This window comes from Chitinophaga sp. 22620, assembly GCF_052044405.1.
In the GTDB taxonomy this organism is placed as follows: domain Bacteria; phylum Bacteroidota; class Bacteroidia; order Chitinophagales; family Chitinophagaceae; genus Chitinophaga.
Window position 1 is genome coordinate 1,111,536 of the sequence record NZ_JBQEMV010000002.1, and the last position, 24,698, is coordinate 1,136,233.

The 24,698-nt window shown below is 52.5% G+C and carries 25 protein-coding genes and 1 tRNA gene; 15 read left to right on the forward strand and 11 right to left on the reverse strand.

What is annotated here, in order from left to right:
* The first annotated feature begins 14 nt into the window (after positions 1–14).
* From ACTJIK_RS14250 to ACTJIK_RS14270, 5 genes are all read left to right on the forward strand, one after another.
* Entirely contained in the window at positions 15–908 is an 894-nt protein-coding gene (locus ACTJIK_RS14250; protein WP_440647166.1) for a helix-turn-helix domain-containing protein, read from the forward strand.
* A gap of 347 nt (positions 909–1,255) precedes the next feature.
* A complete protein-coding gene (locus ACTJIK_RS14255) occupies positions 1,256–2,434 on the forward strand; it encodes an efflux RND transporter periplasmic adaptor subunit (RefSeq protein ID WP_440647168.1) in 1,179 nt (392 codons plus the stop codon).
* A gap of 76 nt (positions 2,435–2,510) precedes the next feature.
* On the forward strand, positions 2,511–5,684 hold the full coding sequence (locus tag ACTJIK_RS14260; RefSeq protein WP_440647170.1) for an efflux RND transporter permease subunit: 3,174 nt from the start codon (positions 2,511–2,513) through the stop codon (positions 5,682–5,684).
* A 17-nt stretch (positions 5,685–5,701) separates the two neighbouring features.
* Positions 5,702–7,111: an efflux transporter outer membrane subunit gene (locus tag ACTJIK_RS14265; protein ID WP_440647172.1), complete on the forward strand. Its 1,410-nt coding sequence runs from the start codon at positions 5,702–5,704 to the stop codon at positions 7,109–7,111.
* Between the two features lie 245 nt (positions 7,112–7,356).
* Positions 7,357–7,920, forward strand: a complete 564-nt coding sequence (locus ACTJIK_RS14270) for a T6SS immunity protein Tdi1 domain-containing protein (RefSeq protein ID WP_440647174.1) — start codon at positions 7,357–7,359, stop codon at positions 7,918–7,920.
* Positions 7,921–7,977: 57 nt separating this feature from the next.
* Here the strand turns inward: ACTJIK_RS14270 and ACTJIK_RS14275 are convergent.
* The 3 genes from ACTJIK_RS14275 to ACTJIK_RS14285 all read right to left on the reverse strand — a co-directional run bounded on the left by ACTJIK_RS14275 (position 7,978) and on the right by ACTJIK_RS14285 (position 9,154).
* Positions 7,978–8,062: transfer RNA gene (locus tag ACTJIK_RS14275), tRNA-Ser, on the reverse strand.
* 291 nt (positions 8,063–8,353) lie between these two features.
* Positions 8,354–8,890 carry a carboxypeptidase-like regulatory domain-containing protein gene (locus ACTJIK_RS14280; protein ID WP_440647176.1) on the reverse strand — a complete coding sequence of 179 codons (537 nt, stop codon included), beginning with the start codon at positions 8,888–8,890 and terminating at the stop codon, positions 8,354–8,356.
* 15 nt (positions 8,891–8,905) lie between these two features.
* Complete coding sequence (locus ACTJIK_RS14285; RefSeq protein ID WP_440647178.1) at positions 8,906–9,154, reverse strand: hypothetical protein; 249 nt, start codon at positions 9,152–9,154, stop codon at positions 8,906–8,908.
* Between the two features lie 59 nt (positions 9,155–9,213).
* On the opposite strand from ACTJIK_RS14285, the gene ACTJIK_RS14290 reads away from it, so the two are divergent.
* Positions 9,214–9,660 (forward strand): Hsp20/alpha crystallin family protein, encoded by a 447-nt coding sequence (locus ACTJIK_RS14290; protein ID WP_440647180.1) that lies wholly within the window; start codon positions 9,214–9,216, stop codon positions 9,658–9,660.
* A 154-nt stretch (positions 9,661–9,814) separates the two neighbouring features.
* On the opposite strand, the gene ACTJIK_RS14295 is transcribed toward ACTJIK_RS14290, so the two are convergent.
* The 3 genes from ACTJIK_RS14295 to ACTJIK_RS14305 form a co-directional block, all read right to left on the reverse strand.
* Positions 9,815–10,045 (reverse strand): dodecin family protein, encoded by a 231-nt coding sequence (locus ACTJIK_RS14295; protein ID WP_440647182.1) that lies wholly within the window; start codon positions 10,043–10,045, stop codon positions 9,815–9,817.
* A 74-nt stretch (positions 10,046–10,119) separates the two neighbouring features.
* Entirely contained in the window at positions 10,120–11,022 is a 903-nt protein-coding gene (locus ACTJIK_RS14300) for a helix-turn-helix domain-containing protein (RefSeq protein WP_440647184.1), read from the reverse strand.
* Positions 11,023–11,031: 9 nt separating this feature from the next.
* Positions 11,032–11,796, reverse strand: a complete 765-nt coding sequence (locus tag ACTJIK_RS14305; RefSeq protein ID WP_440647186.1) for an SDR family oxidoreductase — start codon at positions 11,794–11,796, stop codon at positions 11,032–11,034.
* Between the two features lie 212 nt (positions 11,797–12,008).
* Between ACTJIK_RS14305 and ACTJIK_RS14310 the strand changes: the two genes are divergently transcribed.
* Positions 12,009–12,893 (forward strand): DMT family transporter, encoded by an 885-nt coding sequence (locus tag ACTJIK_RS14310; protein WP_440647188.1) that lies wholly within the window; start codon positions 12,009–12,011, stop codon positions 12,891–12,893.
* A gap of 110 nt (positions 12,894–13,003) precedes the next feature.
* A complete protein-coding gene (locus tag ACTJIK_RS14315) occupies positions 13,004–13,222 on the forward strand; it encodes a hypothetical protein (RefSeq protein WP_440647190.1) in 219 nt (72 codons plus the stop codon).
* Here ACTJIK_RS14315 and ACTJIK_RS14320 read toward each other — a convergent pair.
* The gene (locus ACTJIK_RS14320; RefSeq protein ID WP_440647192.1) at positions 13,203–14,063 is read right to left on the reverse strand and encodes a helix-turn-helix domain-containing protein; all 861 of its coding nucleotides are present in this window, start codon (positions 14,061–14,063) and stop codon (positions 13,203–13,205) included. The two genes, ACTJIK_RS14315 and ACTJIK_RS14320, sit on opposite strands and share 20 nt — an antisense overlap.
* An 87-nt stretch (positions 14,064–14,150) precedes the next feature.
* Here ACTJIK_RS14320 and ACTJIK_RS14325 point away from each other — a divergent pair, with 87 nt between their 5' ends.
* Together ACTJIK_RS14325 and ACTJIK_RS14330 are read left to right on the forward strand one after the other, a co-directional pair.
* Entirely contained in the window at positions 14,151–15,086 is a 936-nt protein-coding gene (locus ACTJIK_RS14325; RefSeq protein ID WP_440647194.1) for an NADP-dependent oxidoreductase, read from the forward strand.
* Between the two features lie 155 nt (positions 15,087–15,241).
* A complete protein-coding gene (locus tag ACTJIK_RS14330) occupies positions 15,242–15,652 on the forward strand; it encodes an SRPBCC family protein (protein ID WP_440647196.1) in 411 nt (136 codons plus the stop codon).
* A gap of 37 nt (positions 15,653–15,689) precedes the next feature.
* On the opposite strand, the gene ACTJIK_RS14335 is transcribed toward ACTJIK_RS14330, so the two are convergent.
* Positions 15,690–18,311: an outer membrane beta-barrel protein gene (locus tag ACTJIK_RS14335; protein ID WP_440647197.1), complete on the reverse strand. Its 2,622-nt coding sequence runs from the start codon at positions 18,309–18,311 to the stop codon at positions 15,690–15,692.
* A gap of 250 nt (positions 18,312–18,561) precedes the next feature.
* Here ACTJIK_RS14335 and ACTJIK_RS14340 point away from each other — a divergent pair, with 250 nt between their 5' ends.
* The 3 genes from ACTJIK_RS14340 to ACTJIK_RS14350 all read left to right on the forward strand — a co-directional run bounded on the left by ACTJIK_RS14340 (position 18,562) and on the right by ACTJIK_RS14350 (position 20,727).
* Positions 18,562–19,575: a sensor histidine kinase gene (locus ACTJIK_RS14340; RefSeq protein ID WP_440647199.1), complete on the forward strand. Its 1,014-nt coding sequence runs from the start codon at positions 18,562–18,564 to the stop codon at positions 19,573–19,575.
* A complete protein-coding gene (locus ACTJIK_RS14345) occupies positions 19,572–20,267 on the forward strand; it encodes a LytR/AlgR family response regulator transcription factor (protein WP_440647201.1) in 696 nt (231 codons plus the stop codon). Before ACTJIK_RS14340 ends, ACTJIK_RS14345 begins: the two co-directional genes overlap by 4 nt.
* Before the next feature lie 109 nt (positions 20,268–20,376).
* Entirely contained in the window at positions 20,377–20,727 is a 351-nt protein-coding gene (locus ACTJIK_RS14350) for an SPOR domain-containing protein (protein WP_440647203.1), read from the forward strand.
* Between the two features lie 52 nt (positions 20,728–20,779).
* Here ACTJIK_RS14350 and ACTJIK_RS14355 read toward each other — a convergent pair whose 3' ends face one another.
* The 3 genes from ACTJIK_RS14355 to ACTJIK_RS14365 form a co-directional block, all read right to left on the reverse strand.
* Positions 20,780–21,379, reverse strand: coding sequence for a hypothetical protein (locus ACTJIK_RS14355; RefSeq protein WP_440647205.1), 600 nt, complete (start codon positions 21,377–21,379; stop codon positions 20,780–20,782).
* 38 nt (positions 21,380–21,417) lie between these two features.
* A complete protein-coding gene (locus tag ACTJIK_RS14360; RefSeq protein ID WP_440647207.1) occupies positions 21,418–23,217 on the reverse strand; it encodes an ABC transporter ATP-binding protein in 1,800 nt (599 codons plus the stop codon).
* A gap of 96 nt (positions 23,218–23,313) precedes the next feature.
* Positions 23,314–23,748, reverse strand: coding sequence for an FKBP-type peptidyl-prolyl cis-trans isomerase (locus tag ACTJIK_RS14365; RefSeq protein ID WP_440647209.1), 435 nt, complete (start codon positions 23,746–23,748; stop codon positions 23,314–23,316).
* 151 nt (positions 23,749–23,899) lie between these two features.
* Here ACTJIK_RS14365 and ACTJIK_RS14370 point away from each other — a divergent pair, with 151 nt between their 5' ends.
* On the forward strand, positions 23,900–24,445 hold the full coding sequence (locus tag ACTJIK_RS14370) for a DUF2975 domain-containing protein (protein WP_440647211.1): 546 nt from the start codon (positions 23,900–23,902) through the stop codon (positions 24,443–24,445).
* A gap of 3 nt (positions 24,446–24,448) precedes the next feature.
* Entirely contained in the window at positions 24,449–24,661 is a 213-nt protein-coding gene (locus ACTJIK_RS14375; RefSeq protein ID WP_440647213.1) for a helix-turn-helix domain-containing protein, read from the forward strand.
* Positions 24,662–24,698: the final 37 nt, after the last annotated feature.

Consider the following 24,698-nt stretch of genomic DNA (forward strand, 5'->3'; position numbering starts at 1 on the left):
TAAAAACTCATCCCATGCAACTGACGAAATTCAATCATATACCCCTGGTAAGCGTGCAGGATTCCGCCTATGCGGAAGAGGGCTCGCAGTTCCTTATCCACCTGGCCAATCTCCGTGAGATAGACTGGGAGGGGTTTGACATTCCGCACCGGCACGACGGGTATACCATAGATATCCTGCTGAAAGGGAGCGTTACCCAGTACATAGACTTCGAGAAACATACCATCAGCGCCCCGGCCATCATTATGCTGGAGCCTGAACAGATCCACCAGCACGACCGTAGTTCAGACGCCGAAGTGCTGGCCATGTACTTCACGCGCGACTTCCTGGTGACCGAAACCCTCGGCGTGCTCAGCTGCTGGCAGTGCGTATTCAAGGACAACATCCTGCACCTGGAAGAGAACCAGCTCCAGGAAGTGCTTTCCTTCGCGCGCATCCTGCTGCACGAGTTCCGCAGCGACAAACCCCGGAAAGAAGCCGTGCTGCGCCACATCCTGAGCGCGTTCATCATCGCCTGCGGGCGCATAGCGCGGCCTGAGACCGGCAGCACAGAGATATACCGTTCCGAAGCCCCCTTCAACGGGCTGGGTATCCAGTTCAAGATACTGGTAGACGAACATTTCAAGGAGAAGGTGCAGGTGGCGGAATATGCCGAAATGTTGCACGTTACCCCCGGGCATCTGAACGATACGGTAAAAAGCACCATTGGCCGCAGCGCCAAACAGATCATAGACGCCAAGCGGATCATGGAGGCCAAACGCCTGCTGTTCTGGCAAAAGCACTCTGTGAAACAGATTGCGGGGGAATTGAACTTCGATGACGACGCCTATTTCTCCCGTTTCTTCAAAAAACACACGGGGCAGACGCCGGCTTTATTCCAGAAAACCATCCGCGAAAAGTACAATTAATACCGCGATTCGGAACGTACAACTTAAGAACAGACTTTATACATTTGCATTGTCAATTGCAACGCATCAATATCGACGAACGATGAAACTTATGTAACCTAACTGTAGCAGCCTCCGTTGAAGATATAACAGCAATATCCAAAAACGGGATCCATTAAGTTACAGCCACATACTGCAAGCCCAGGCAGTATCACAGTCTTCCTTTTTTCACACCATGTTTTGAATACAGGCATTGCTATGCCTGCCTGATATGCTATTGCTTCCTGTTTTTTGCGGAAAGCGGCATGAGTGTGCATGTTCTAAAATTTTCTATAAACAACCGAAGTATGAAACCAGTATCAAATTCAATGAAACTATTACAAAAAGTGACCACACATAAGCCATTCAGTTATTCAGCTGGCGTCCTGATGTTGGCCATATTATTATATGGCTGCTCATCTCCCCAGGCAGGTCCGCCCCAGCAAGGGCCCCCGCAGTTGCCAGTGATGGTGGTTGCATCGGCCCCGGCTACTACTTACCTGGAATTTCCCGCTTCGCTGGAAGGAAAGGTGAATGTAGACGTGCGTCCGCAGGTATCAGGCTACCTGGAAAAGATCTTTGTAGATGAAGGCGCCTATGTAAAAGCAGGGCAGCCTTTGTTCAAAATTGATCCGAAAGTATACGCTGAACAACTGAACGGCGCCAACTCGAACCAGCTTGCCGCACAGGCTAACGTTGAAAAGGCGCAGGTTGAAGTGGACCGCCTGGCCCCCCTGGTTGCCAGCAACGTGGTTTCCGACGTGCAGCTGAAAACAGCAAAAGCAAACTATGAGGCAGCGAAGGCTGCTTTAGCGCAGACCAAAGCAGCAGTAGGCAGCGCACGGATCAATGTAGGCTATACACTGGTCACTGCGCCGGTGAGCGGTTACATAGGCAGGATTCCTTATAAAGTAGGCGCCCTTGTAAGCAACGTAGATGCCCAGCCCCTTACCGTGCTTTCCGAAGTACGTGAAATGTACGCTTACTTTTCAATGAGCGAAGCGGACTTCATCACGTTTAAGAACAACTTTCCGGGCAAGACGCTCGAAGAGAAGCTGAAGAATGCACCTCCGGTAGAGCTGATACTGGCAGATAACAGCACGTTCGAACAAAGAGGGAAAATTGGAATGGTAGAAGGACAATTCAATAAAACAACCGGCGCTATCACTTTCCGTGCCACCTTCCCTAATGCCGACGGCGTACTGCGTACGGGCAACACGGGCAAAGTAAGATTCGCACAGGAAGTTCCCGCTGCCATTACGATACCGCAGGAAGCTACATTCGAGATCCAGGACAAAGTGCTGGTATATACTGTAGCTGACAGCAATAAAGTGACCAGCAGGCCCATCAGCATCGCCGGGAAAACAGCTAACCTCTATTTTGTAAGAGACGGGCTGAAAGCCGGTGAAAAGATCGTTTTGTCCGGAACAGGCAGTTTAAAGGACGGGGCCGTAATCACACCGCAGCTGGTACCGGCAGACAGTGTGCTCAAGTCAAAACCATTGTAAGTAACAGCGATACTTTAATTGTAAAGTATGACATGCGAAAATCGATTTTACTTACGATCTAAAAAGTGAATTTATCATGTTAAGAACATTTATATTAAGGCCGGTCCTTTCTACGGTGGTGTCCATAATACTACTATTATTGGGCGTCATATCCTACTTTGCCCTGCCGGTTACGTTGTTTCCCGACATCGCGCCGCCCAGTGTGACGGTGACGGCCGTCTATCCCGGCGCTAACGCCGAAGTAGTGGCCCGTTCCGTGGCTAACCCGATAGAGGAATCGGTGAACGGGGTGGAGAACATGACCTACATGACCTCCAACTCCAATAATGACGGCAGTATGGTTTTGACGGTCTTCTTCAAGCAGGGGACCGATCCGGATATCGCCGCCGTGAACGTGCAGAACAGGGTATCCAAGGCTACCAGCCAGTTGCCCGCAGAGGTAGTAACAGCGGGTATCAGCACGCAGAAAGTACAGAATGGTTTCATCATGTTCATGGGATTGTATAGCGAAAATCCTAAGGAATACGATGAAAAGTTCCTGCAAAACTATATCAAGATCAACCTGATCCCCCAGATACAACGTGTACCCGGCGTAGCCCAGGCGCAGATCTTTGGCGCCAAGGACTATTCCATGCGTATCTGGTTAAAGCCTGACCGCCTTGCGGCCAATAACCTTTCCCCGCAGGATGTACTGAATGCGGTCAGGGATCAGAACATTGAATCAGCCCCGGGCCGTTTGGGTGAAAACAGCACAGAGACCTTTGAATTCGTATTGAAATACAAAGGTAAGCTGAGCCTTAACGAGGACTATGAGAATATTGTCATAAAGGCCAACAGCGACGGGTCCATGCTTCGCTTAAAAGATGTGGCCCGCATAGAATTCGGGTCGCTCAACTACGGAGCGAACAACCTGCTGGATGGCAAGCCGGCGGCAGGCTTTGCGATTATTCAGACAGCCGGTTCTAACGCCAATGAGATACTCGAGAACATTGAGGCTTTGCTGGTGGATTTCAGGGCCACTCTCCCTACCGGCGTTAAGACGGAGGTGATGTACAACGCCAAGGACTTCCTGGACGCCTCCATACACCAGGTGCGTGAAACGCTTGTGATCGCCTTTTTGCTGGTGTTCCTGGTGGTATATATATTCCTGCAGGATCTCCGCTCTACGTTGATCCCTGCTATTGCAGTACCGGTGGCCATTTTGGGCACATTCTTCTTCCTGCAGCTGTTTGGTTTCAGTATCAACCTGCTGACCCTCTTCGCCCTGGTACTGGCGATCGGTATCGTAGTGGATGATGCGATAGTGGTAGTGGAAGCAGTGCACGCCAAAATGGAACAAACGCGATGGCCGGCCAGGAAAGCTACCCTGAAGTCGATGGATGAAATATCAGGTGCTGTTATTTCCATTACCCTGGTGATGATGGCGGTATTTATACCCGTTGGTTTTATGGAGGGCCCCGCAGGTGTGTTCTACAGGCAGTTTGCATTTACCCTGGCCATTGCTATCATGATCTCGGCGATCAATGCATTGACCCTGAGCCCTGCGCTGTGCGCCTTGTTCCTGAAACCTGAACACGGCGACGGCGAGCATGGCCAGAAGACGGGATTTGGAAGCCGCTTCTTCAATGCCTTTAACGCCGGTTTCCGCTCTATGACGAACCGCTACATCAAGAGCCTTAATTTCCTGATTCGCCGCAAGGCGATTGCCATAGGCCTCCTCGTAATTGTAACGATCGGCGCCTTTATATTGACCAGGACAACACCTACCGGGTTTATTCCTACAGAAGACCAGAGCTTCGTATTGTATGCCCTGAACACGCCTCCGGGCAGTTCCCTGGACAGGACGCATAAGTCTACCCAAAAAATAGACCAGGCGCTTCGCCAGATCCCCGCGGTGAAACATACCTGGACGGTGGACGGTTTTAACTTCATCAGCAATGCCGCAGCATCTCCTTATGCTGCAGGGTTCGTACGCCTGAAAGACAGGGGCGAAAGAGGCCCCGTAGAGAATATTGACCAGATCACCGGGATGATGTACGGGCCGGCAAGCGAGCTGAAAGATGCGAGCGCCTTCTTCTTTACCTTCCCGACGGTACAGGGCTTTGGTAACGTGAGCGGTTTTGAGTTTATGCTGCAGGATAAGCAGGGTCGCCCGCTGGACCAGCTGGGTAATAATGCCTGGGCTTTCATCGGCGCTTTGATGCAAAGAAAAGAGATCGGTGCGGCCTTCACTACCTTCTCCGCAGGCAACCCCCAATACAAGGTGGAAGTGGATAATTTTAAGGCTAAACAATTAGGCGTATCTATTAACGACCTGATGCAGACCTTGCAGATATATTATGGTAGCAGCTATGTTTCAGACTTCAACCGTTTTGGAAAGTACTATCGTGTTGTAGCACAGGCTGATGTGCCCTATCGCACGGATATCCACTCGCTCGATGGTATTTACGTGAAGAATGATCAGAGTGAGATGGTGCCGGTGAAATCAATGGTGTCGCTGAAGCGTGTATATGGCCCTGAAACGGTGACCCGCAACAACATGTTCAATGCCGTGACCATCAACGGTACACCCAAGCCGGGTTATAGTACAGGCGATGCCATCAAGGCCATTGAAGAGACAGCAAAACAGGCATTGCCGCAAGGATATGGGTACGAATGGACCGGCGCCACCCGCGAGGAGATCAGCGCCGGCGACCAGCAGATCTACATCTTCCTGCTCAGTATCTTATTCGTATACTTCCTGCTGGCTGCACAATACGAAAGTTATGTATTGCCGCTCGCAGTTATCCTGACCATCCCGACAGGTATCCTGGGTGTATTTGCGTTCATCGGTTTTGCCGGTCTGGACAATAACATCTATGTACAGATTGGTATGATCATGTTGATAGGCCTGCTCGCGAAGAACGCCATCCTGATCGTGGAATTTGCCGTGCAGCGGCGACGCAACGGTATGGGCCTCATCGAATCGGCGCTGGCCGGGGCAAGGGCCAGGCTTCGTCCTATCTTAATGACTTCATTCGCCTTCATCGTAGGTCTGATACCCCTGGTATTTGTGCAGAAAGGCTCCGCGGTGGGTAACCATTCCATTGGTTATAGCGCCATCGGCGGTATGTTGACCGGGGTAATACTGGGCATATTTATTATTCCTGTGTTGTATGTGATATTCCAGTTCTTACAGGAAAAAATAACCGGCCGTCCTGGTTTAAGGGTCTATGAAGAAGAGATGGAAGAAGAAGCAGCAACTGTATAAAGTAAAATCAAGGATTTATGACGCAATATTCAAAATATCTAATAGCTATACTCACGGCAGCTTCGTTTGCCGCCTGTAAGGTCGGAAAAGACTTTCAGCGGCCCGAAGTAGCCGTACCGGCTCAGTTCGGCAACGCTGCGGCAACGGACAGCACCATCGCCGATGCGCAATGGAGGCAGTTTTTCCCTGATCCCGCGCTGCAAAGCCTGATAGCCGAAGCGCTGAAAAGCAACTTCGACCTGCAGATAGCGCTGAAACGGATAGACGCCGCTTCCAGCTACCTGAAACAGGCCAAAGCACAGATGCTGCCTTCCATAACGGCTAATGCCACCGCCAATACCACTATTCCTTCCAAGAACAGCCTGAACGGCCTGAGCCTGGAAAATTTCCTGAAGACCAACCACATCGAGGATTATAACCTTGGCGTGGGCCTGAGCTGGGAGATTGACGTATGGGGTAAGATCCGCCGGCAAAAGGAATCGGCCCTGGCAACCTACCTGCAAACCTTCGAAGCTGCGAAAGCAGTGCAGACAGGCATTATCGCCAATGTGGCCAACAGCTACTTCAACCTGCTGATGCTCGATGCGCAGCTCGATATAGCCCGCAAGAACGTGTTGCTCAGCGACACCATCGTGCAAATGATCAAAATGCAGAAAACAGCCGGTGAAGTAACCGAGCTGGCAGTACAACAGGCCGTGGTGCAGAAGCAGAACGCAGAGCTGCTGGTTCCCCAGCTGGAGCAGGCAGCAGCCATCCAGGAAAATGCCATCCGCATCCTGATGGGGCAGATGCCCGGCAACATTACCCGGGGCGGTACCCTGGATAATTATCCCATCTGGGACAGCCTGCAGGCCGGCGTTCCCGCGCGTGTGATCGCCAACCGGCCGGACGTAAAAGCTTCCGAGCTGGGCCTGAAAGCAGCCAACGCCAACGTAGGCGCAGCCCAGGGCGCTATGTACCCGGCGCTGAGCCTTACCGCCAACGGCGGTCTGAACGCTTACGAGATCGGCAAATGGTTTTCCATGCCCAACTCCCTGTTCGGCACCGTGGCAGGCAATATCGCCCAGCCCATCTTCCAGCAGCGGCGCCTGAAAACCAACCTGGAAGTGGCCAAAGTTGAGCGCGACCAGGCGGTGATCCGTTTCCGCCAGAGCGTAACGGTGGCCGTGCAGGAAGTGTCCGACGCGCTGATCCAGCTGGATAAGCTGCAGGGCCAGCAGGATATTGCCGGCGCAAGGCTGCAAACCACGCAGCAGGCCGTGAGCAATGCCCGGCTGCTGTTCCGCAGCGGCCTGGCCAATTACCTGGAAGTGATCAACGCCCAGGGCAGCAGCCTGCAGGCGGAGCTTACGCAGGTAGACATCCGGCGCCAGCGCCTTACCGCAATGGTAGACCTCTACCGCTCATTGGGCGGCGGATTCCAATAAAAAGGAAGGGGATACCGGGGACAGGTGATAGTTGTTATTTTCGGAATCAACAGACAGGTTATACGGAAGAATGCAAGAACAACTGTCATCTGTCACTGGTTATCTTTCTTCATGAACAGGTTGTACCGGCAGGCTTAGCGGAAACGCGGTTTGCCGGTTTTTTTATGCCGGTGTATAAAATTGGCGCCCGCGCTTTTTAGGATATATTCATTTAAATTAGTAACCCTGAATAAAACCCACACCATATGTTTGATAAATTCTTTGAAAAGTACCCAGGTTACACCATCATACAAAAGGCCGAAGAAAATGTAGTGAATCACTTCAAAGCCAAATTGCCTGCACAGCTTATCGACTTCTGGAAGGCTTATGGGTTTGGGGTATTTATGAACGGCTATTTGAAGATCGTTAATCCATCAGCGTTTCAGACAGATCTTGATGATGCCTACGACAATGCTGATGGCGAAATTGTGATTGCAATCACCGCTTTTGGAGATTTCCTTACATGGACAGGCGATGCGGTCAGAGCGATCTACTTTAAGAATGGACATGAATCAATTATTGAAAGCGGGGATGATATGGAATGGTTCTTCGATATGGACCTGGCAGATGAAGGCTTTTTAAAAGATAATTTAAACGACGGGCATTTTTCTTCCGCAAAAGAAAGGCTGGGAGAGCTTGAATTTGACGAATGTTATGGCTATGTGCCGCTGTTGGCTATGGGTGGCCGGGAAAAAGCAGAAAACCTTCAAAGGGTAAAGTTAAAGGAACATATCGCCTTGATAAAACAAGCCGTTGGTAAAATCGGATAGTATGTGGCCCTCCTTAAAACACCAATGTCCCGCAAGCTGCGAGACATTATTGGAGAGCGGAGGAAGAGGGATTCGAACCCCCGGACCTGTTACAGTCAACAGTTTTCAAGACTGCCGCAATCGACCGCTCTGCCATTCCTCCGGCGCAAAAGTATAAATCCGGTTGAATTTAAAAAAATTATTTTTCGGCCCGGACTGGATAGAATTAATGAAATCCAATGCTGTAAAGGGTTTTGGTGCAATAAAAAACACCAAACCGATGCTTTTTCAGGGCTTTCCGGCATATTGGGCCATATGGGAACAAAAAAGATTGCCCGCCTCGGGGCAATCTTTTTTATGTATCGTCAATTCAAATCAATCCACTTCCCAATCAAATAAAGCCAACTCCGCCTTCGTCTTCGACTGCTGCGCTAACGCATACAACTCCTTCAACTTAGCCGTCCGCGCCGGGTCGGCCTTGCACCTGGTTGACATACACGCCGGGCAGGCCTTGCAGCGCCTGGGAAGAATTGGTGATGGGCCGGTTGGCCAGCGCTTTCTGATCCAGGGAAGCCACCGAACCGGTCAGGCTGGTCTTTTTCTGCTGCCCGTAACCGACTACCACCACTTCATTCAGCTCGCCGGCAGCGGGCTGCAGAATGATGTTCAGCGGGGCGGAGCCGGCAACGTTCACTTCATGCGGCTGGTAGCCGGTGAAGCTGAACACCAGGGTAACAGGCCCGTCCGGCAGCTGGAGGCTGAAACTGCCGTCTACCGCGGTAAGCGTGCCCCTGGAGGTGCCTTTCACCCGCACGCTTACGCCGGGAAGCTTTTCCCCATCGGCGCCGGAAACAGCACCGTTGATCTTTTTGTCCTGGTAAAAATAAAGAGCAGGAGGACTGTAGCTGTAAGCGGTGGTTGCTGCCCCGGCATATTGCGTCATGGCAAGGCATGCCGCTGCCAGGCAACATTTTTTTAATGTTGGTAACATAATGACATAAGAAATTTACTTCGCGGCGCACGCCTGATCAGGGCGGCGCGGCGATTGCGTGATGAATATTTGGTAAATTCCAACAGGAGGATCAAAAAAACAGGAGAGGATTTTTTCCGGCGCATTGATCTGCAATTTTTTCCGGTCCTGAAATTTTTTCTTTCCCGGTGAAAAAATGACAGTAAAAAAAGTCATAAAAATTCCCGTAAACCCTTTGGCACAGGACTTGAGCTGGCATTTCCGGAAGGCGATACAGCCCTTCATCGGATAGTATAAATAATAACTTTGGCAACAGTATTGTTTCACTATTAAATGAGGTTGATATGTCTGTCATTAAAAGAACCAGGGAGTCCTTTCCCGCATTATCCAATGTGCTCGACGATTTCTTCAGTCGCGAATTGTACAACTGGGGCCTTTCCAATTTCTCATCCGGCGGCTCCACCATGCCCGCAGTGAACATCAAAGAAACGGCCGATAATTTCGAAGTGGAAATGGCCGCGCCGGGCATGAATAAAGAAGACTTTAAAGTGCAGCTGGACGGTAATACTCTGTCTATTTCCGCTGAACAGGAATACAGGAACGAAAGCAACGGCAACTACACGCGCAAAGAGTTCAGCTACCAGGCCTTCCAGCGCACTATTATGCTGCCGAAAGACGTGGTGGACGAAGACAAGATCAACGCCCGCTACGAAAACGGCCTGTTGCGGCTTACCATTCCAAAGCGGGAAGAAGTGAAGAAAAAAGGGCCGCGTAATATTTCCATCGACTGACCGCCATGCCGGTCAACACTCTCCACCCCAAGCGGGTTCCATATAAATCATCCCTGCGGAAGGCAGCGCCTGAAAAGGAAGACTGCCTCTCCGTCAGGGCCAAATGGCAACCTGTACAGTAAAAGCTGCGCAATGAGACAGACGGGTGATGCACTTATTTAGCAGCCTTTTCCTGGCGCTCCTGCTCGTCTATCCTGAACGAAACCTTACAGATCAGTCCGTAAGTCGTTATCTTCCCGTCTTTTACATGCGCTTTGATATCCTTCACAAATATGGAGTCGATATTGTGGATCGTTTTGGAAACTTCCGTTACCGCATTCTGCAGCGCGTCTTCAATGCTTTTTTCAGAAGATGCAATGATCTCGATTACTTTAACTATCGGCATAACCTTGTTGTTTTGGTGATTAGAAAATAGGGTTTATCCCATCCACCTAAAACAAACCAAAGCGCACTTTTGTTTTATCCCCTGAAAGCCCTGGGGGTGGTCTGCTCGTTTTTCCGGAAAAATTTAACAAAGTGGGACGGGTCTTCGAACCCCAGGCACCAGGCGATATCGGAAATGCTCCAGTCCGTATGTTTCAGCAGTGCCCGCGCTTCGAGGGTGATGCGTTCAGCCAGCAGGCGGGTAGTGGTTTTGCCGGTGGTCTCTTTCAGTATCTTGTTCAGGTGGTTGTAGTGAATGTTCAGCTGGGCCGCAAATTCTCCCGGGGTGCGGAGCTTCACGCGCTGCATGGGCGACTCGATGGGGAACTGCCTTTCCAGCAGCTCCAGGAACAGCCCGGTGATCCTGTCTGCGGCATGGCTGCCGCCGGATTCCATTGGGGTAACGATGGCGGGGCGCAGCTTCAGCGCGGTATGGATCAGCTCCATCACAAGGTTGCGCAGCACGTCGTATTTAAAAACATAGTCGGACGCGATCTCCTGCATCATTTTTTTATAAATCTCCCTTACCTGGTTAAACTCTTCGTCGGAGAGCGACAGCACCGGGATGCCGCCGGGCTGGAAGAGGGGATAGGCTTTGAAGTTGCCGTACCCTTTAAAAAAATCTTCAGTGAACACGCAGAATTCCCCGGCCAGGTTCTGCGTAACAGGCGTCCAGTTGTATGGCACCTGCGGGTTGGCGAAGAGGAGCATGTTGTGCTCCACTTCCAGCGTTTTATCCGCATAGTGCACGGTGTTGCTGCCTGAAATAAGGCTGATCTTATAATAATCTTTCCGGCTGTAGGGCACGGCGGCTTTGGGGCCGGTAATGAAATCGGACAATGAAAAAACATTGAACTGCCCGATCTTGCCAATGATCTCGCTGGGCAAAATACCCAGCGAGTTCTTGTAGAATTCCGTCAGAGAAAGCGTCTTTTCCATTAGATCTTTTTAAATGGCCTGGCCGCCGGACACTTCTATCCGCTGCGCGTTGATCCAGCGGGCTTCTTCCGTGCAGAGGAAAGCCACCACGCCGCCGATATCGTCCGGCAGGCCTACACGGCCCAGGGCCGTGATGCCGGCGATGTGCCTGTTGATCTCCTCGTTATCTCTCACCGCGCCGCCACCGAAATCAGTTTCGATGGCGCCGGGCGCCACGGTGTTGGACCGGATGCCGCGTGCGCCCAGCTCTTTTGCCTGGTAGCGGGTCACCACTTCTATCGCGCCTTTCATAGCTGCGTAAGCGGAATAGCCGGGAAGCGAAAACCTGACCAGGCCGGAGGAGATATTCACGATGCCGCCGCCGTCTTCCAGCAGCTGCAGGGCCTTTTGCGTGAAGAAATATACGCCTTTAAAATGAATGTTGACCAGGGTGTCGAAATCTTCTTCAACCGTGCTGTCGAGCGGGGCGTAAACGCCAATGCCCGCATTATTCACGAGGAAATCGATCTTTTGCGCGCCAAAGGTTTTGGGCAATTCTTTTTCAAGCTGCGCGAAAAATGCGCCGAAGTTTTTCACATCGCCGGTATTCAGCTGGAGGGCCAGCGCTTTTTGGCCAAGCGCTTCAATAGCGGCTACTGTCTTTAATGCCTCTTCTTTGTTGCTGTTGTACGTAAGCACTACGTTCAGTCCTTTCCGGGCAATGGCAATGGCCATGTTCTTTCCGAGGCCGCGGCTTCCGCCCGTTACCAGGGCAATTTTGGGTGTCTGTGACATAATTCCTTTTTTTGACAAAGGTAAAACCGCACCAGGCGCGGAAATTGGTCGGTTTGAGGGTATTTATGGTAAAATTCAAATAATCGGGCGAAGGTAGCGCTGCCATGGCGAACATTTCAAAATGTCTCCCTTTTTTATACGGACGAATAACGGCGGCAAACTCAACTGTTGCTTTATTATCTTTACGCCGTTTTGAACCATCACTTTTATTCATGTCTGCAACAGGCGCGCCGCGAGGCAAACTGATACTGGCGGGGATCACCTTCGCATTTTTATGGGCTTCCGCGTCGGCCGCCACCAAGGTGGGACTGAGCGCGGTGCAGCCCATGGTGCTTTTTGTGCCGCGTTTTTTCCTGGCGGCGGCTATCATGCTGCTGATCTCACACGCCGGCATGAAAAAGAGTCTTCCCCGGGGAAAAGAATGGGGAAGGCTGGCCATATACGGGTTGTTTAATGTCTCCCTTTACCTTGGCATTTATGTAGTGGGTATGAAGGGCACTTCCGCTGGCCTTGGCGCACTGGCCACTGCCACCAATCCCGTGTTCATCAGCCTGCTGAGTGCCGTATGGCTCCGCAAGCCGTTGAAGCCGCTCACCATCCTGAGCCTCCTGCTTTGCCTGGCGGGCATCGGTGTGGCGGCATGGCCGCTGCTGGCAGACAGCTATGCTACTCCCATTGGCCTGAGCCTGGTGCTCACCAGCATGATCGCTTATTCCATAGGGGCGATCTATTTTTCCGCCAGCCATCTCGGCAGCCTGCATATTTTCACGGTCAATGGCTGGCAAACCTTATTCGGCGCGCTTTTCCTGCTACCGGTGATGATATGGGAATATGATCCTGCACAAAATTTGTTCAACCTCACCTGGTTGCTTTCCTCCCTCTGGCTCGTAGGGCCTGTATCGATGGTAGCGGTTTTGTTGTGGTTGTTCCTGCTGAAAGACAATCCTGTGAAAGCATCTTTCTGGCTTTTTCTTTGCCCCGTATTTGGCTTCGGCATCTCGGCCGTTCTTATGCGCGAGCCGCTTAGTTTTTTTACGCTGGCCGGCGTTGCGCTGGTGATCGGCGGGCTTTGCCTGGTACAGCTCCGGAGAAAATAGGCCGCTGTTCCTGATGGAGAGGGCGGAACAGCAGTAGCAGCAAGGGCTGCGGCGGTGTGTGAAATTGGCGTAACTTTATAGCAGTCGTGGATCTTTTAAACCCCCGTTGTATGAAAAGAGTGATCATGGCTGCTGCGGCGGTAACCCTGCTGGTATCTTCACTGGTCATTTCCTGCTCTAAAGACAGCGACCCCTGCATCAGATGCACTGCCGTATGCAATGGTGTTTCCAGCAGCGAAATGCGCGATTGCGGGGAGGATATCCAGGAGCAGGAAGCTGCTTTCAGGGCTGCCAATCCTGGTTGTACCATCAATTGTCAGCCGGAGTAAATTCCGCGCGTGCCTGGTTGCGGTATTCTTTCGGGCTGCGGCCTTTTTGTTTGCGGAAGAACTTGTTCAGGTGGCTTTCGTCCGTAAACCCGAATTCATCCGCGATCTCGTTGATCCTTTTGCCGCTGAAACGGAGGCGGTGTTCGATCAGCTTTGTTTTGTACCCTGCTATATATTGCTGCATGGTTTCATTCGCATGCCGTTTGAAATACCGTCCCAGGTAAGCGTTTGAGATCCCGAAATGCCGGCTGATGTGCTCCGCTTTCAGTTTCTCCGGCTCGTAAATATTCCCCTGTATGTATTGCAGGATGTTCATCGCTTTTTCTTCCGCCATCTCGTTCACGCTTTGAGGCAGGTACTTCGCAATGTTGCGGGCTACCACGATGATGAGCGTGTTCACCAGTTGCTGCACCAGCTCGCGGTTATACAGGTCGCGGTTCACATATTCCCGGATAATGGCTTCCACCAAAGGTTTCACAAGGCTCTTGTCCGTCTTGTTCTTCAGGATGCAGCCGGGCTGGTGGTTGGCGTTTTGCAGGATGTATTCAAGCCGCTGGATGTTCTCCGCCAGCAGGCCGCCGTTCTGGATGTAGATGTTGTTGAAGCGGAGGAAGAAGAATTCCGTGGTAGTGTGCACTTTGAAGGAATGGCAGTCTTCCGGTGTAATTAAAAACATATGCCCCGCGCCGTAATGGAAGTTGTTTTGATTGATGCACTGCACGCCCGTGCCCGAAACAACGTACACCAGCTCGAAGAAATTATGCTGATGCCCCTGCTTGGGGCATTCGTCCACCGTCACGAATTCGATCGAGAACGGTTCGTGGAGGTTTTCCCTGATCATGGTGTAAAACTACCGAATTATGTCAAACATGTACCTTTTTAAGATGTTTTTACGGTATAATTTTGTCATACAAACACATCCTGATAAATGAAAGCAATTCTCTTAAAAGCATACGGCCCGGTGGAAAACCTGGCTTACGAAACGATAGACACCCCTGCCATTGCGGAAGATGAGGTACTGGTGCAGGTGAAAGCCATCAGCATCAACCCGGTGGACGCGAAGACCCGCAAAGGCGGCGGAATTGCAGGGCGGCTGCAGGCGCCCTTTCCCTTTATATTAGGCTGGGATATTTCCGGCATCGTGACCAGCTCAAAGTCCACGCGTTTCAAGGCGGGCGACGAAGTGTTCGGCATGGTGAACTTCCCCGGTATCGGCAATGCTTATGCTGAATATGTGGCTGCGCCCGCTGCGCACCTGGCTCTGAAACCCGCCAATATTTCCCATGCTGAAGCCGCCGCGGCTACATTGGCGGCGTTAACCGCCTGGCAGGCACTGGTAACACATGCACCGATAACCCCGGGCCAACGTGTGCTGATCGGCGCTGCGGCAGGCGGAGTAGGGCATTATGCAGTACAGATCGCTAAATACCTCGGGGCGCATGTAACGGGTACGGCTTCGGCGGCCAACCGCGATCTTGTATTGTCCCTCGGTGCGGATGCGTTCGTGGATTATACAGCGCAGCCTTACGAAACCGTGGTAAAGGATATGGACTTCGTGCTGGAGCCCATGGGCGGAGATGAAATAGACCGTGCGCTGCAAGTGATCAAACCCGGCGGCAGCATTATCAGCCTGCCTTCCGGCCTGAATCAAAACCTGATGGAAAAGGCCGCGGCAAGGCAGATCAAAGGCATCCGGATGATGGTTGCCTCCAGCGGGGAGGATATGCAAAAGCTGGCTGAATTGCTGGAAAAGGGGATCGTCAGATCGCATGTATCCAAAACTTTTTCCTTTGAAGAAATAGCCGCCGCGCATACGCAGATCGAAAGCGGGAAAACAGCGGGAAAGATCGTGATCGAAATATAGGAAGAAGGTTGTTTTAGCCGGCTTGCCCCTTACTGGTGGGAGGCCGGCGGCAGAAAGGTTCCAGCCATTAGAAAAAGCAAAGGCCGTTTCCGGAAGGATGCGGCCTCTTTGTGCCCGGTTTTTCCGAACTTGTAACCGGTCAAAGTATATACGGTATGCCAAACAGAATAATTGAAAAGACGATCGACATCAACGCTACGCCCGCCAACGTCTGGCGCGTATTCACAGACCCTGCCGTAACCCGGCAGATGGGTGGTGAATACGTCAGCGGCTGGAAACCTGGCAGCGAATTCGGCTGGAAAGGGAAAGACGGTACGATGCTGACGCGCGGCATCATCCTGGAACTGGCGCCTGCAAAGCTGCTGAAACATAACTTGTCCGGGCCGGGCGATCCCGGGGCACTGCTTTCCACCATCACCTACGAATTCATCGAAAACGGCGGCGGAACGATGCTTTCGGCAACGGAAGAACTGCATTACGAAACAACGGAAGAACAGTTCAGCGAAGCGGCGGAGGGTTGGGATTATGCGCTTCAGGCGGTGAAAGATATTGCCGAAAAACTCTAAATGAGCCGCCCCGCTTAGCGGGACGGCTCATTCAATTTTACATATCCTGCATATTCTCCACGCCCTGGTTCTTCATGTTCCTGCGTTTGAACAGCGACATATCCATTTTGCCAAACCGGTAAGCGAAATTCAGCCGCAGTACCTGCGGATTGTTCAGCCGGTAATAATCCTGCGTAAAGCCCGGCCCTTCTGAATACTGGTCCGTTTTGCGGCTGCGGAATATATCGTTTACGCTGAGCGTCAATGAGGCGGCCTGCTCTTTCCCGAAAGTTTTTTTCACTGCTGCATCTACCCCGTAAAACGGCCGGATATATCCCTGCGAAGCGCTCTGCGCCTGGTTTGGCGGGCCAAAGCCCTGGTTGGTATTCACAGGCAGGTTGGTTTTACCCTGGTAGTCGGCAGACAGCTGGATGGTAAAGTGCTGCGGCAGCTTAAAATTGTTGTTCACCTTCGCAAACACGCTCCACAAAGGATCTGCGGCGCCTTCCGCGCTGATCTTTGAACGGTAGAGGTTTACGTTCGTGGTAAGGTCCCACCAGCGGGTAAGGGCATTTACGGCGGTAAGTTCCAGCCCGTATGTTTCCCCATGGTTCGCGTTGATGAAAGTGTTGATGTACGCTTCTTCCCCGGTGACAGGGTGGGTGCCTTTGGTGAGGTAACGGGTGATGAGGTGGCTGGTGCGTTTGTAATACGCGGAGGCCAGCAAGCTGTTGCTGCCTTTGAAAGCCTTGCTGTAAGCGAATTCCGCGGCATTGGTGAATTCCGGCACCAGGTCCGGGTTGCCGCGGGTGATGTTCAGGTTGTCTGTAAAATCGGTGTAAGGCGAAAGCTGGTAAAAGCTCGGCCGGTTGATCCTGCGGGTAAGGCTGAGCTGCAGCTCCTGCTCTTTGTAGAGCTTGCGGCTCAGGGCCAGGGAAGGGAAGAGGCTGAGCGGGTAATCGTTTTCGAATTCTTCGCCTGTATTGGTCAGTTTACCGGTGTAACCTGAACTTTCCGCCCTCAGGCCGGCCTTGTAGCTGAAAAGCCGCTTAACGGCCCCGGAAAGCGTAATGTAGCCTGCGTACACGTGGTTGGTGGTGGTGTAGTTCATGGAAGCGGCATGCACCGGTTCAAATTCACCGCCGGGAAAACGGATGAAGTTTGCGTTATCGTTCGAAACATCGGCCAGCTGCGCACGCAGTCCGGCTTCCAGCTTAGTGGCAGGGGTGAGTGGAGATACGTAATCCGTTTGCAGGATCAGCAGCCTGTTACTGGCCCCGAGCAGGTTCTTTTGCTGGAAAGCGCCTCCATGGCTGCTCCCGTTGGCTGTGATCAACCCGTCGCCGCTTACGTGGCGGTCGCTCCAGGTAACGTCTGCCGTCCATTCACGGCCGGGCTGGGGGAAGTTGTGCTTTATGCCCAATTGCAGGGTGGTGCCGTCTATCGTCCGGCCGGAGGAATAAAGCCTGTTGCCGTAAGCGCTTTGCGTGCCCGGAGGCAACAGGCTGTCTGTTTGTATATAAATGGTTTCACCGGGCTTGAACCTGCCGTGCATCTGGATGGCGGAAAGAGAGATCGTGGTTCTGTTGGATGCAAAGTAGTCGAGGCCCAGCTTGCCGAAAAGGAAACCGCCGTTGGTCTTGTTCTCATTCTGCTGGAAAATGTTCACCCGCGGTTCGCCGGACAGGTACCGGCTGGTAGTGCCGGTGGTGCGGTTCCTTACCTGGTTGGTCATGAACGTGGCGGAAAGATTGAATTTCCCCTGCCTGAGATTAAACATGCCGCCGCCGTTATAACCGCCGCGGCTGTCCGCCCCCGCCATGATATTGCCGTTATAGCCCGTCTGCCGGTTCTTTTTCAGCACGATATTGATGATGCCCGCATCGCTGGAGGCATCGTATTTCGCGGATGGATTGGTGATCACTTCCACGCTGGCAATTTCGGCGGCGGGGATCTGGTCCAGCGAAAGGGTAGTGGGGCGGCCGTCTATGTACAATTGCGGCGCGGCATTGCGGAGCTTCACATTACCGTCTATATCTACCTGCACGGAAGGTACGTTGCGCATTACGTCAGCCGCGGTGCCGCCGGCGGATACCAGGTTCTTGTCTACATGGAAGGTTTTTTTATCGAAGTCCATCTGCATGAGCGGCCGCGCGGCGGTAACGGTCACTGTCCGCAGCTGTTTTTCCACAGGGCTGAGTTTAATATTGCCGAGGTCTTTATCGAAAGCGCTCATATCCGGCATCCTGCCGGGAGCGCCGCCTGCGGGCCTGGTGGGAGCATTGGCGGGCGCCGGTACGCTGTTGTTGCCGGTTGCAGGCTTTCCCTGCGGATAACTTCCCGGCGGCATATTGATGAACGTAACATCCTGCTCATACCCGCTGAAGCCGGCAGCGGAAATCTTCAGCCTGAACCTGCCCATTATGGGCAGTTCTGCAAGACTGAATTCGCCATTGCCCGCGGTCACAGCGCCTTTCACCAGCACCTCACGGCTTTTACGCGAAACGGAATCGTATCTCTGTTGCAGGAAATACACGGACGCATCCGCCAGCGGCTTACCCTGCGCATCCGTTACTTTGCCATATACATGGCCGATATTGGCGGGCCTGCCGGGCATCTGCGCGGAGGCGCGTATTATAACGGCCAGGGTCAGGATCGTGATCAGTATTGTCTGTTTCATACATTAGGTTTTCAGCGAAGCTATCCCAATGAGGAAGGCAGGCGGGGGAGGAGTAGACAAGGCCCGCAATCTGCGCGACAAAACGGATGGATCCCGCCACTTCACGGATGGGCTGATGATGGTCTTTTTTTCTGCCGGTATGCTGTTACATCTGCACATTTACCGGTGTAGTCGTGCCATTTAGCCGGCTTGTATACAGAACCCCTGTGCAATGGCGGTTATAAGCCCTACGGGCCGTATCTTTATTGCCATGAAGCCAGTTTCCCGGTCGAGGTACATCAACATTGCGCTGCACGTGCTCATCTGGAGCGCGATGATACTCATGCCTTACGTGGTGTCCACGGCCCGCAGCGGCTACAGTATCGGTTCCATTCCCGGGCTGATCTTTTCTCTCTCCGGCTTCATTCACATGGCCATCTTTTACACCAACGCCTATTTCCTGGTCCCGAAGCTGTTCAACCGGCGTTTCTGGTGGCTGTATTTTATTTCCGCCTTCCTGCTTGCAGGGCTTTCCATTCCCCTCAAATGGCAGATGCTGGCCGCCTGGTTCCCTGATGTACAGAAGGATTTTACGCTGTACCGTTTTGTGTTCGCGCCTTCTTTCGCAATATTGGTGATCAGCTTTTTGTACCGCATCCTGGCAGACAGGATCAGTCATGAAAAAGAACAGAAGGAACGCCGCGCGGAGCAGATGGCCGCGGAGCTGAAATTTCTCCGTTCACAGGTGAGCCCGCATTTTCTTTTCAATGTGCTCACCAACCTGGTGTCGCTGGCGAGAAAGAAGTCGGACCAGATGGAACCCGCGCTCATCCGGCTGTCCGGCCTTATGCGGTATATGCTTTATGATACGCAGCAGCAGAAAGTGGCGCTGCAAAAGGAGATCGAATATCTCAACAGCTACGTGGAGCTGCAAAAGCTGCGTTTTGGCAGCGATGTGAAGATCGAGTATGAAACGGATATCCGCGAGGTGGCCTATGAGATAGAACCCATGCTGCTCATCCCTTTCGTGGAAAATGCCTTCAAGCACGGCACGGGTACTTCGGAAACGCCCTGGATCAGCATCCGGCTCACGGTAATCGAAGGCGTGATGGTGCTGGAAGTGAGGAACCGGTTCGAAACGCAAACGAGTAAAGACGATAGTTCCGGCATCGGCCTGCACAACGCGAAAGCGCGGCTGAACATGCTGTACAAAGGCAGGCACCGGCTTGAAATAAACGATCGCAACAAGGTATTTCACGTAACTTTAACGCTGCATCTCACATGATACGCTGCATTATTATAGACGATGAACAACTGGTCCGCGAGCTGCTGGAAGACAACATCCGGCAGATACCGTTCCTGCAACTGGTAAAGTCGTGCCGGAGCGCCATGGAAGCCATGGAAGCGCTGCAGTCCGGGCAGGTGGACCTCATGTTCCTGGACATCCAGATGCCGGGCCTTAGTGGCCTGCAATTCCTGCAATCGCTGCAAAACCCGCCGCTCACCATACTCGTTACCGCGTATGAAAAATACGCGCTGGAAGGGTATAACCTGCAGGTGGTGGATTACCTGCTGAAGCCCTTTACCTTCGAGCGTTTCCTGAAAGCCTGCAACCGTGCGGACGAGCTGCTGAAGCTGCGGCAGAAAACATCCGTTGCGCCTGTGCAGGACTTTTTCGTGAACGTAGAATACACGCAGGTAAAAATAACCGTATCGGATATCGAATACATCGAAGGGCTGAAGGATTATATCAAGATACACCTCGCTTCTTCCCCGAGGCCCGTGCTCACGCGCATGACCATGAAAGCGATGGAAGAGAGGCTGCCCGCGGGCGCTTTTATCCGTACCCATAAATCCTACCTGGTGGCCGCATCCAGGATCACGATGATCAAACGTGATCTCGTGTATATCGGCAAAACGGAGATCCCCGTGAGTGAATCCTACAAGGAAAATGTGACCCGTTTGAGCAACAGCTGACCGTTTCGTCTACACAATTACCCCTTGCGTCTACACGCCGGAAATACAGGCCGGCGTTGGTTTAGTTTTGTATCAGCATTAAAATTATTCACCACAAAAACTGACGATCATGGGATTCGCATTCATCATTTTATTACGGATACTGTTTGCCGCCTGTATGGTATTTATCATCGGGTATGTGTTCGGAGGGTTCTCCAAACGGCCGGTGCTGGCGAGGATCACTAAAGTGGCGGCCATCCTGGCTATTGTATTGTTCATCGGCACGAACGTGGCGATGATGCGCTTTGCCTTCGGCCATCACAACGGCAGGTACAGCGGCTGGCGCTGCGATGAAAGGGAATGGAGAGACGACCGCCGTATGCACGATAACCGGCATCAGCCTGTGCAGGAACCTGCCCCTGCTGTAACGCCGGCCACGCCGCAACCCGCGCAGGAGGCGCCTTCGCCGCCGGCGCAGTAACCTGTATTGTAACGGAAGACCTGTCGCGCGGGAGTTGCCTGCGCGGCAGTTTTTATTTGGAGATCTTTTCGTGCACCCACCGCGCCTCTGTTTCAGGCGTGCCGTCGTGCTCGGAGGTGAGCCTGCTGAAGGTGCATTGAGGCCAGTCGTAGGGCTGGCTCTCGTCGAAGTAAGGGCCTACCACGCCCAGCATCCAGCCTTTGCCTGCGGCCCAGTGCGGCGCGTTCACACGGAAGCGGAACACTTCGTAATGCACGAAATGCTGCTGCCCGTCGAAGTCGATGGTCACTCTTTTGATATAGGCCATTTCGTCGGGGATGGCGGCCAGTTCTGTGGGGAATTCCAGCCAGTTGGCGAGGTTGGCTTCGGAGGAATGTACAAGGCTGTTGAATTCAGGGGGGAAGATGTGTGAAAGATTAAAGTCTTTGAGCAGGGAATAAGCGGATTCGCGGGTGCGGACGTCTTTCACATAAGGGAGAACATCCTCCGTACCGGTGGGGACGCCGCTCTCCAGCTTGTCCAGCAGCGGACTGATCCTTTCAAATTTAATTTCCTGTGCCCGCCGGCTGGCTTTTTTGACAGCCACCAGCCGGTAAATAACAAATACGGCGATGGCTGCAACAATCGCAAGCAGGATGTAAACAAACGTCATCAGCGGGATTTACGGTAATGTAAGCATTCCTGAGCAGATTATATCTCTTCAGGCTCTTCATCTTCAAGGTTAGTGTCGTCAGGCACAGCAACGGGGCTTCGTCTTTCCCCGATCTGCTGCCGCCACATGGCGTAGTACAGCCCTTTGTGCTCTACAAGCTCATCATGGGTGCCGGTTTCGGCGATCTTTCCTTTTTCCAGCACAATGATGGTGTCCGCATGCATGATGGTAGACAGGCGGTGGGCGATCAGTACGGTGATCTGCTCACGCAGCGCGGAAATGTTGCGCACCGTGTCTGTAATCGCTTCTTCGGTAAGCGAATCCAGCGCGGAAGTGGCTTCGTCGAATATGAGCAGGCGCGGGTGGCGGATGAGGGCGCGGGCAATGGAAATGCGTTGTTTCTCGCCGCCGGAAAGCTTCAGCCCGCCTTCGCCGAGCCTGGTGTAAATGCCTTTGCCGGAGCGGTTGAGCAGCGCCGTGCAGGAGGCTTTTTCCAGCGCGGAGATGATCTCTTCGTCTGTAGCGTCGGGCTTTACGAACAGCAGGTTGTCTTTGACGGTGCCGGCAAACAGCTGTGTGTCCTGCGTAACGAAACCGATCTGCCGGCGGAGGGCGTTGTAACGGATGTCTTTGGCGGGCACGTCGTTATAGAATATTTCGCCGGCCACGGGCTTGTACAGGCCCACGAGCAGCTTTACCAGGGTAGACTTGCCTGAGCCGGAAGGCCCCACGAACGCAATGGTGTCGCCGGTCTTCACCGAAAAGGAAATATTGTCGATAGCATTGACGGTGGCGGTCTTGTGGCGGAATACCACCTGGTCGAAACGCATTTCCTCCAGTTCTCCGATCTCCACCGGCTCTTCCGGCCTTTCTTCCACGGGCCGCTGCATGAGGCGGTGGAACAGCTGGAGGGAAGCTTCCGCTTCGCGGTACTGGATGATGATATTGCCAAGGTCCTGCAGGGGCACGAAAATAGCGGTGGTGATGAATTGCATGGTGATCAGCTCGCCCGTGCTGAGGATGTTCCGGAAAATAAGCCAGAGCAAAATGAAGAGGATGGATTGTTTCAGCAGGTTGAGGGTGGTGCCCTGGAGGAAGGAAAGGGTGCGCACCTGCCGGGTCTTTTCCATCTCCAGGTCGAATATCTGCTGCGTAAAGGTCCTCAGCCGCCTGATCTCCGGGAAGGTAAGCCCGAGGCTTTTCACCAGCTCAATGTTCCGCAGCGATTCGGTGATGGCGCCGGAGAGCTGCAATGTTTCGCGGTTGATGGCCCGCTGCACGGATTTCATCCTTTTGCTCAGCAGCCCCGTAAGCCCGCCCAGCACCAGTATCCCGATCACGAACACGGGTATCAGCGCCCAGTGTTTGGTGATGGCGTACCATACCAGGAAGCCCATGCCCACAAGGGAAGTAAATAGGATATTGATGAATGCGTTGATGAACCGCTCGGTGTCCGTTCTTACTTTCTGCAACACGGCCAGCGTTTCGCCGCTGCGTTGTTCTTCATATTCCTCAAAGCTCAGGCGCAGCGTTTGCTTCAGCCCGTCGTTGAACACCTGCATGCCGAATTTCTGCACCACGAGCCGCATGAGGTATTCCTGGAACGATTTGGCGGCCCTGGCCAGCAATGCAATGGCGATGGCAATGCCCAGCCAGCGGATCACGCCGGCGATCAGCTCGGCTTCGGGGCGGGTAGGGGGCTGGGTAGTGTAATCGTCAATGATCTTCCCGAAAATAAGCGGGTCTATCATGATCAGCACCTGGCTGAGCCCCGCCAGCAGCAGCGCCCACAGCACGAGCCAACGGTGGGGTTTGAGGTAGTTCCACAGGATTTGCATCTTTAAATTTACGATGTTCGGTTATCATTTTTGGTGGCAAAACAAAGCCCGGCCGCCAAACGCAACCGGGCTTCTGAAAAATCATTTCCACAAACTTCAGCTGATACCCAGCAGCTCCACTTCGAAAATAAGCGTGCTATTGGGGCCGATCTGGGCGCTCACCTGGCGGTCGCCATACCCAAGGTCCGCCGGGATGAAAAAGCGCCATTTGCTGCCCTGCGGCATCAGTTGCAGCCCTTCCGTCCAGCCCTTGATCACCATGTTCAGCGGGAAAGTGGCGGGCTGGCCGCGTTTCACTGAGCTGTCGAACACCGTGCCGTCTATCAGCGTGCCATGGTAATGGCAGGTTACTTTACTCGTTGCGGAAGGTTTGGGGCCTGTACCTTCTGTGATCACCTCGTATTGCAGGCCGCTCGGCAAGGCCGTTACCCCCGGTTTCTGTTTGTTGGCTTCCAGGAAGTCCTGGCCGGCTTTCAGGTTAGCCGCCGCTTTTTCATTCTTCGCTTGGAAGAGTTTGTCCGCTATGCCCATGTTATTCTTTTTTGCAAAAGTAGGAAATCCACCCAGCATGCTGAAAGAAGCATAACAGGGCCGAAAGGATATTTTTGAAAAACACTATAAATTTATTGTTTTTCGATAAATATTTATTAATTTTGACTTGCACTATAAAACATGTAAGACAATGACAATAAAAACAGAATACATCCTTAAGGCCCTCCATCTGCTGTCATGGATAATTTTTGTCGGCCTTTCTATTGAAGCGTGCGGCTTCATCACCAATACCGTTGCTACCCTGGCGCTCGGCACGGAAGGCGCATCGAAATTCTGGAAAGAAATAGATCTGGCAGCGGTATACCACTTCAATGAAAGCCAGTATGTGACCCTGGCAAGCATTATTATTATTGTGACTGTGCTGAAGGCATTGATGTTTTATGTCATTGTGAGGATCTTCCAAAGTAAGCTTGATCTGTCGAAGCCGTTCAATGAAGCCATGCGGCGGTTTGTACTGATAATATCCTACATGGCGCTGGGTATCGGCCTGTTTTCTTTCTGGGGTGCAAAATTGGCTAAACAGCTGGTGAGCCAGGGCGTTAAGCTGGCAGATATACAGCATTTAAAATTAGGCGGCGCCGATGTATGGGTATTTATGGGTGTAACGTTACTGGTCATTGCTTTTATTTTCAAAAGAGGTGTTGAAATTCAAAACGAAAATGATTTAACTGTATAAGCTATGCCAATAATTGTAAACTTAGACGTGATGATGGCAAAGCGAAAAATGTCGTTAAATGAGCTGTCTGAAAAAGTAGATCTGACCCTTTCTAATCTTTCCATTTTAAAAACAGGTAAAGCAAAGGCTATTCGCTTCAGTACTTTGGAAGCCATCTGCAAAGCGCTGGATTGCCAGCCCGCGGATATCCTGGAGTACCGGCGGGATAGCCGGTAGCAGGGGTAAAGATCATCCCGAATTAACAGCGGCACCG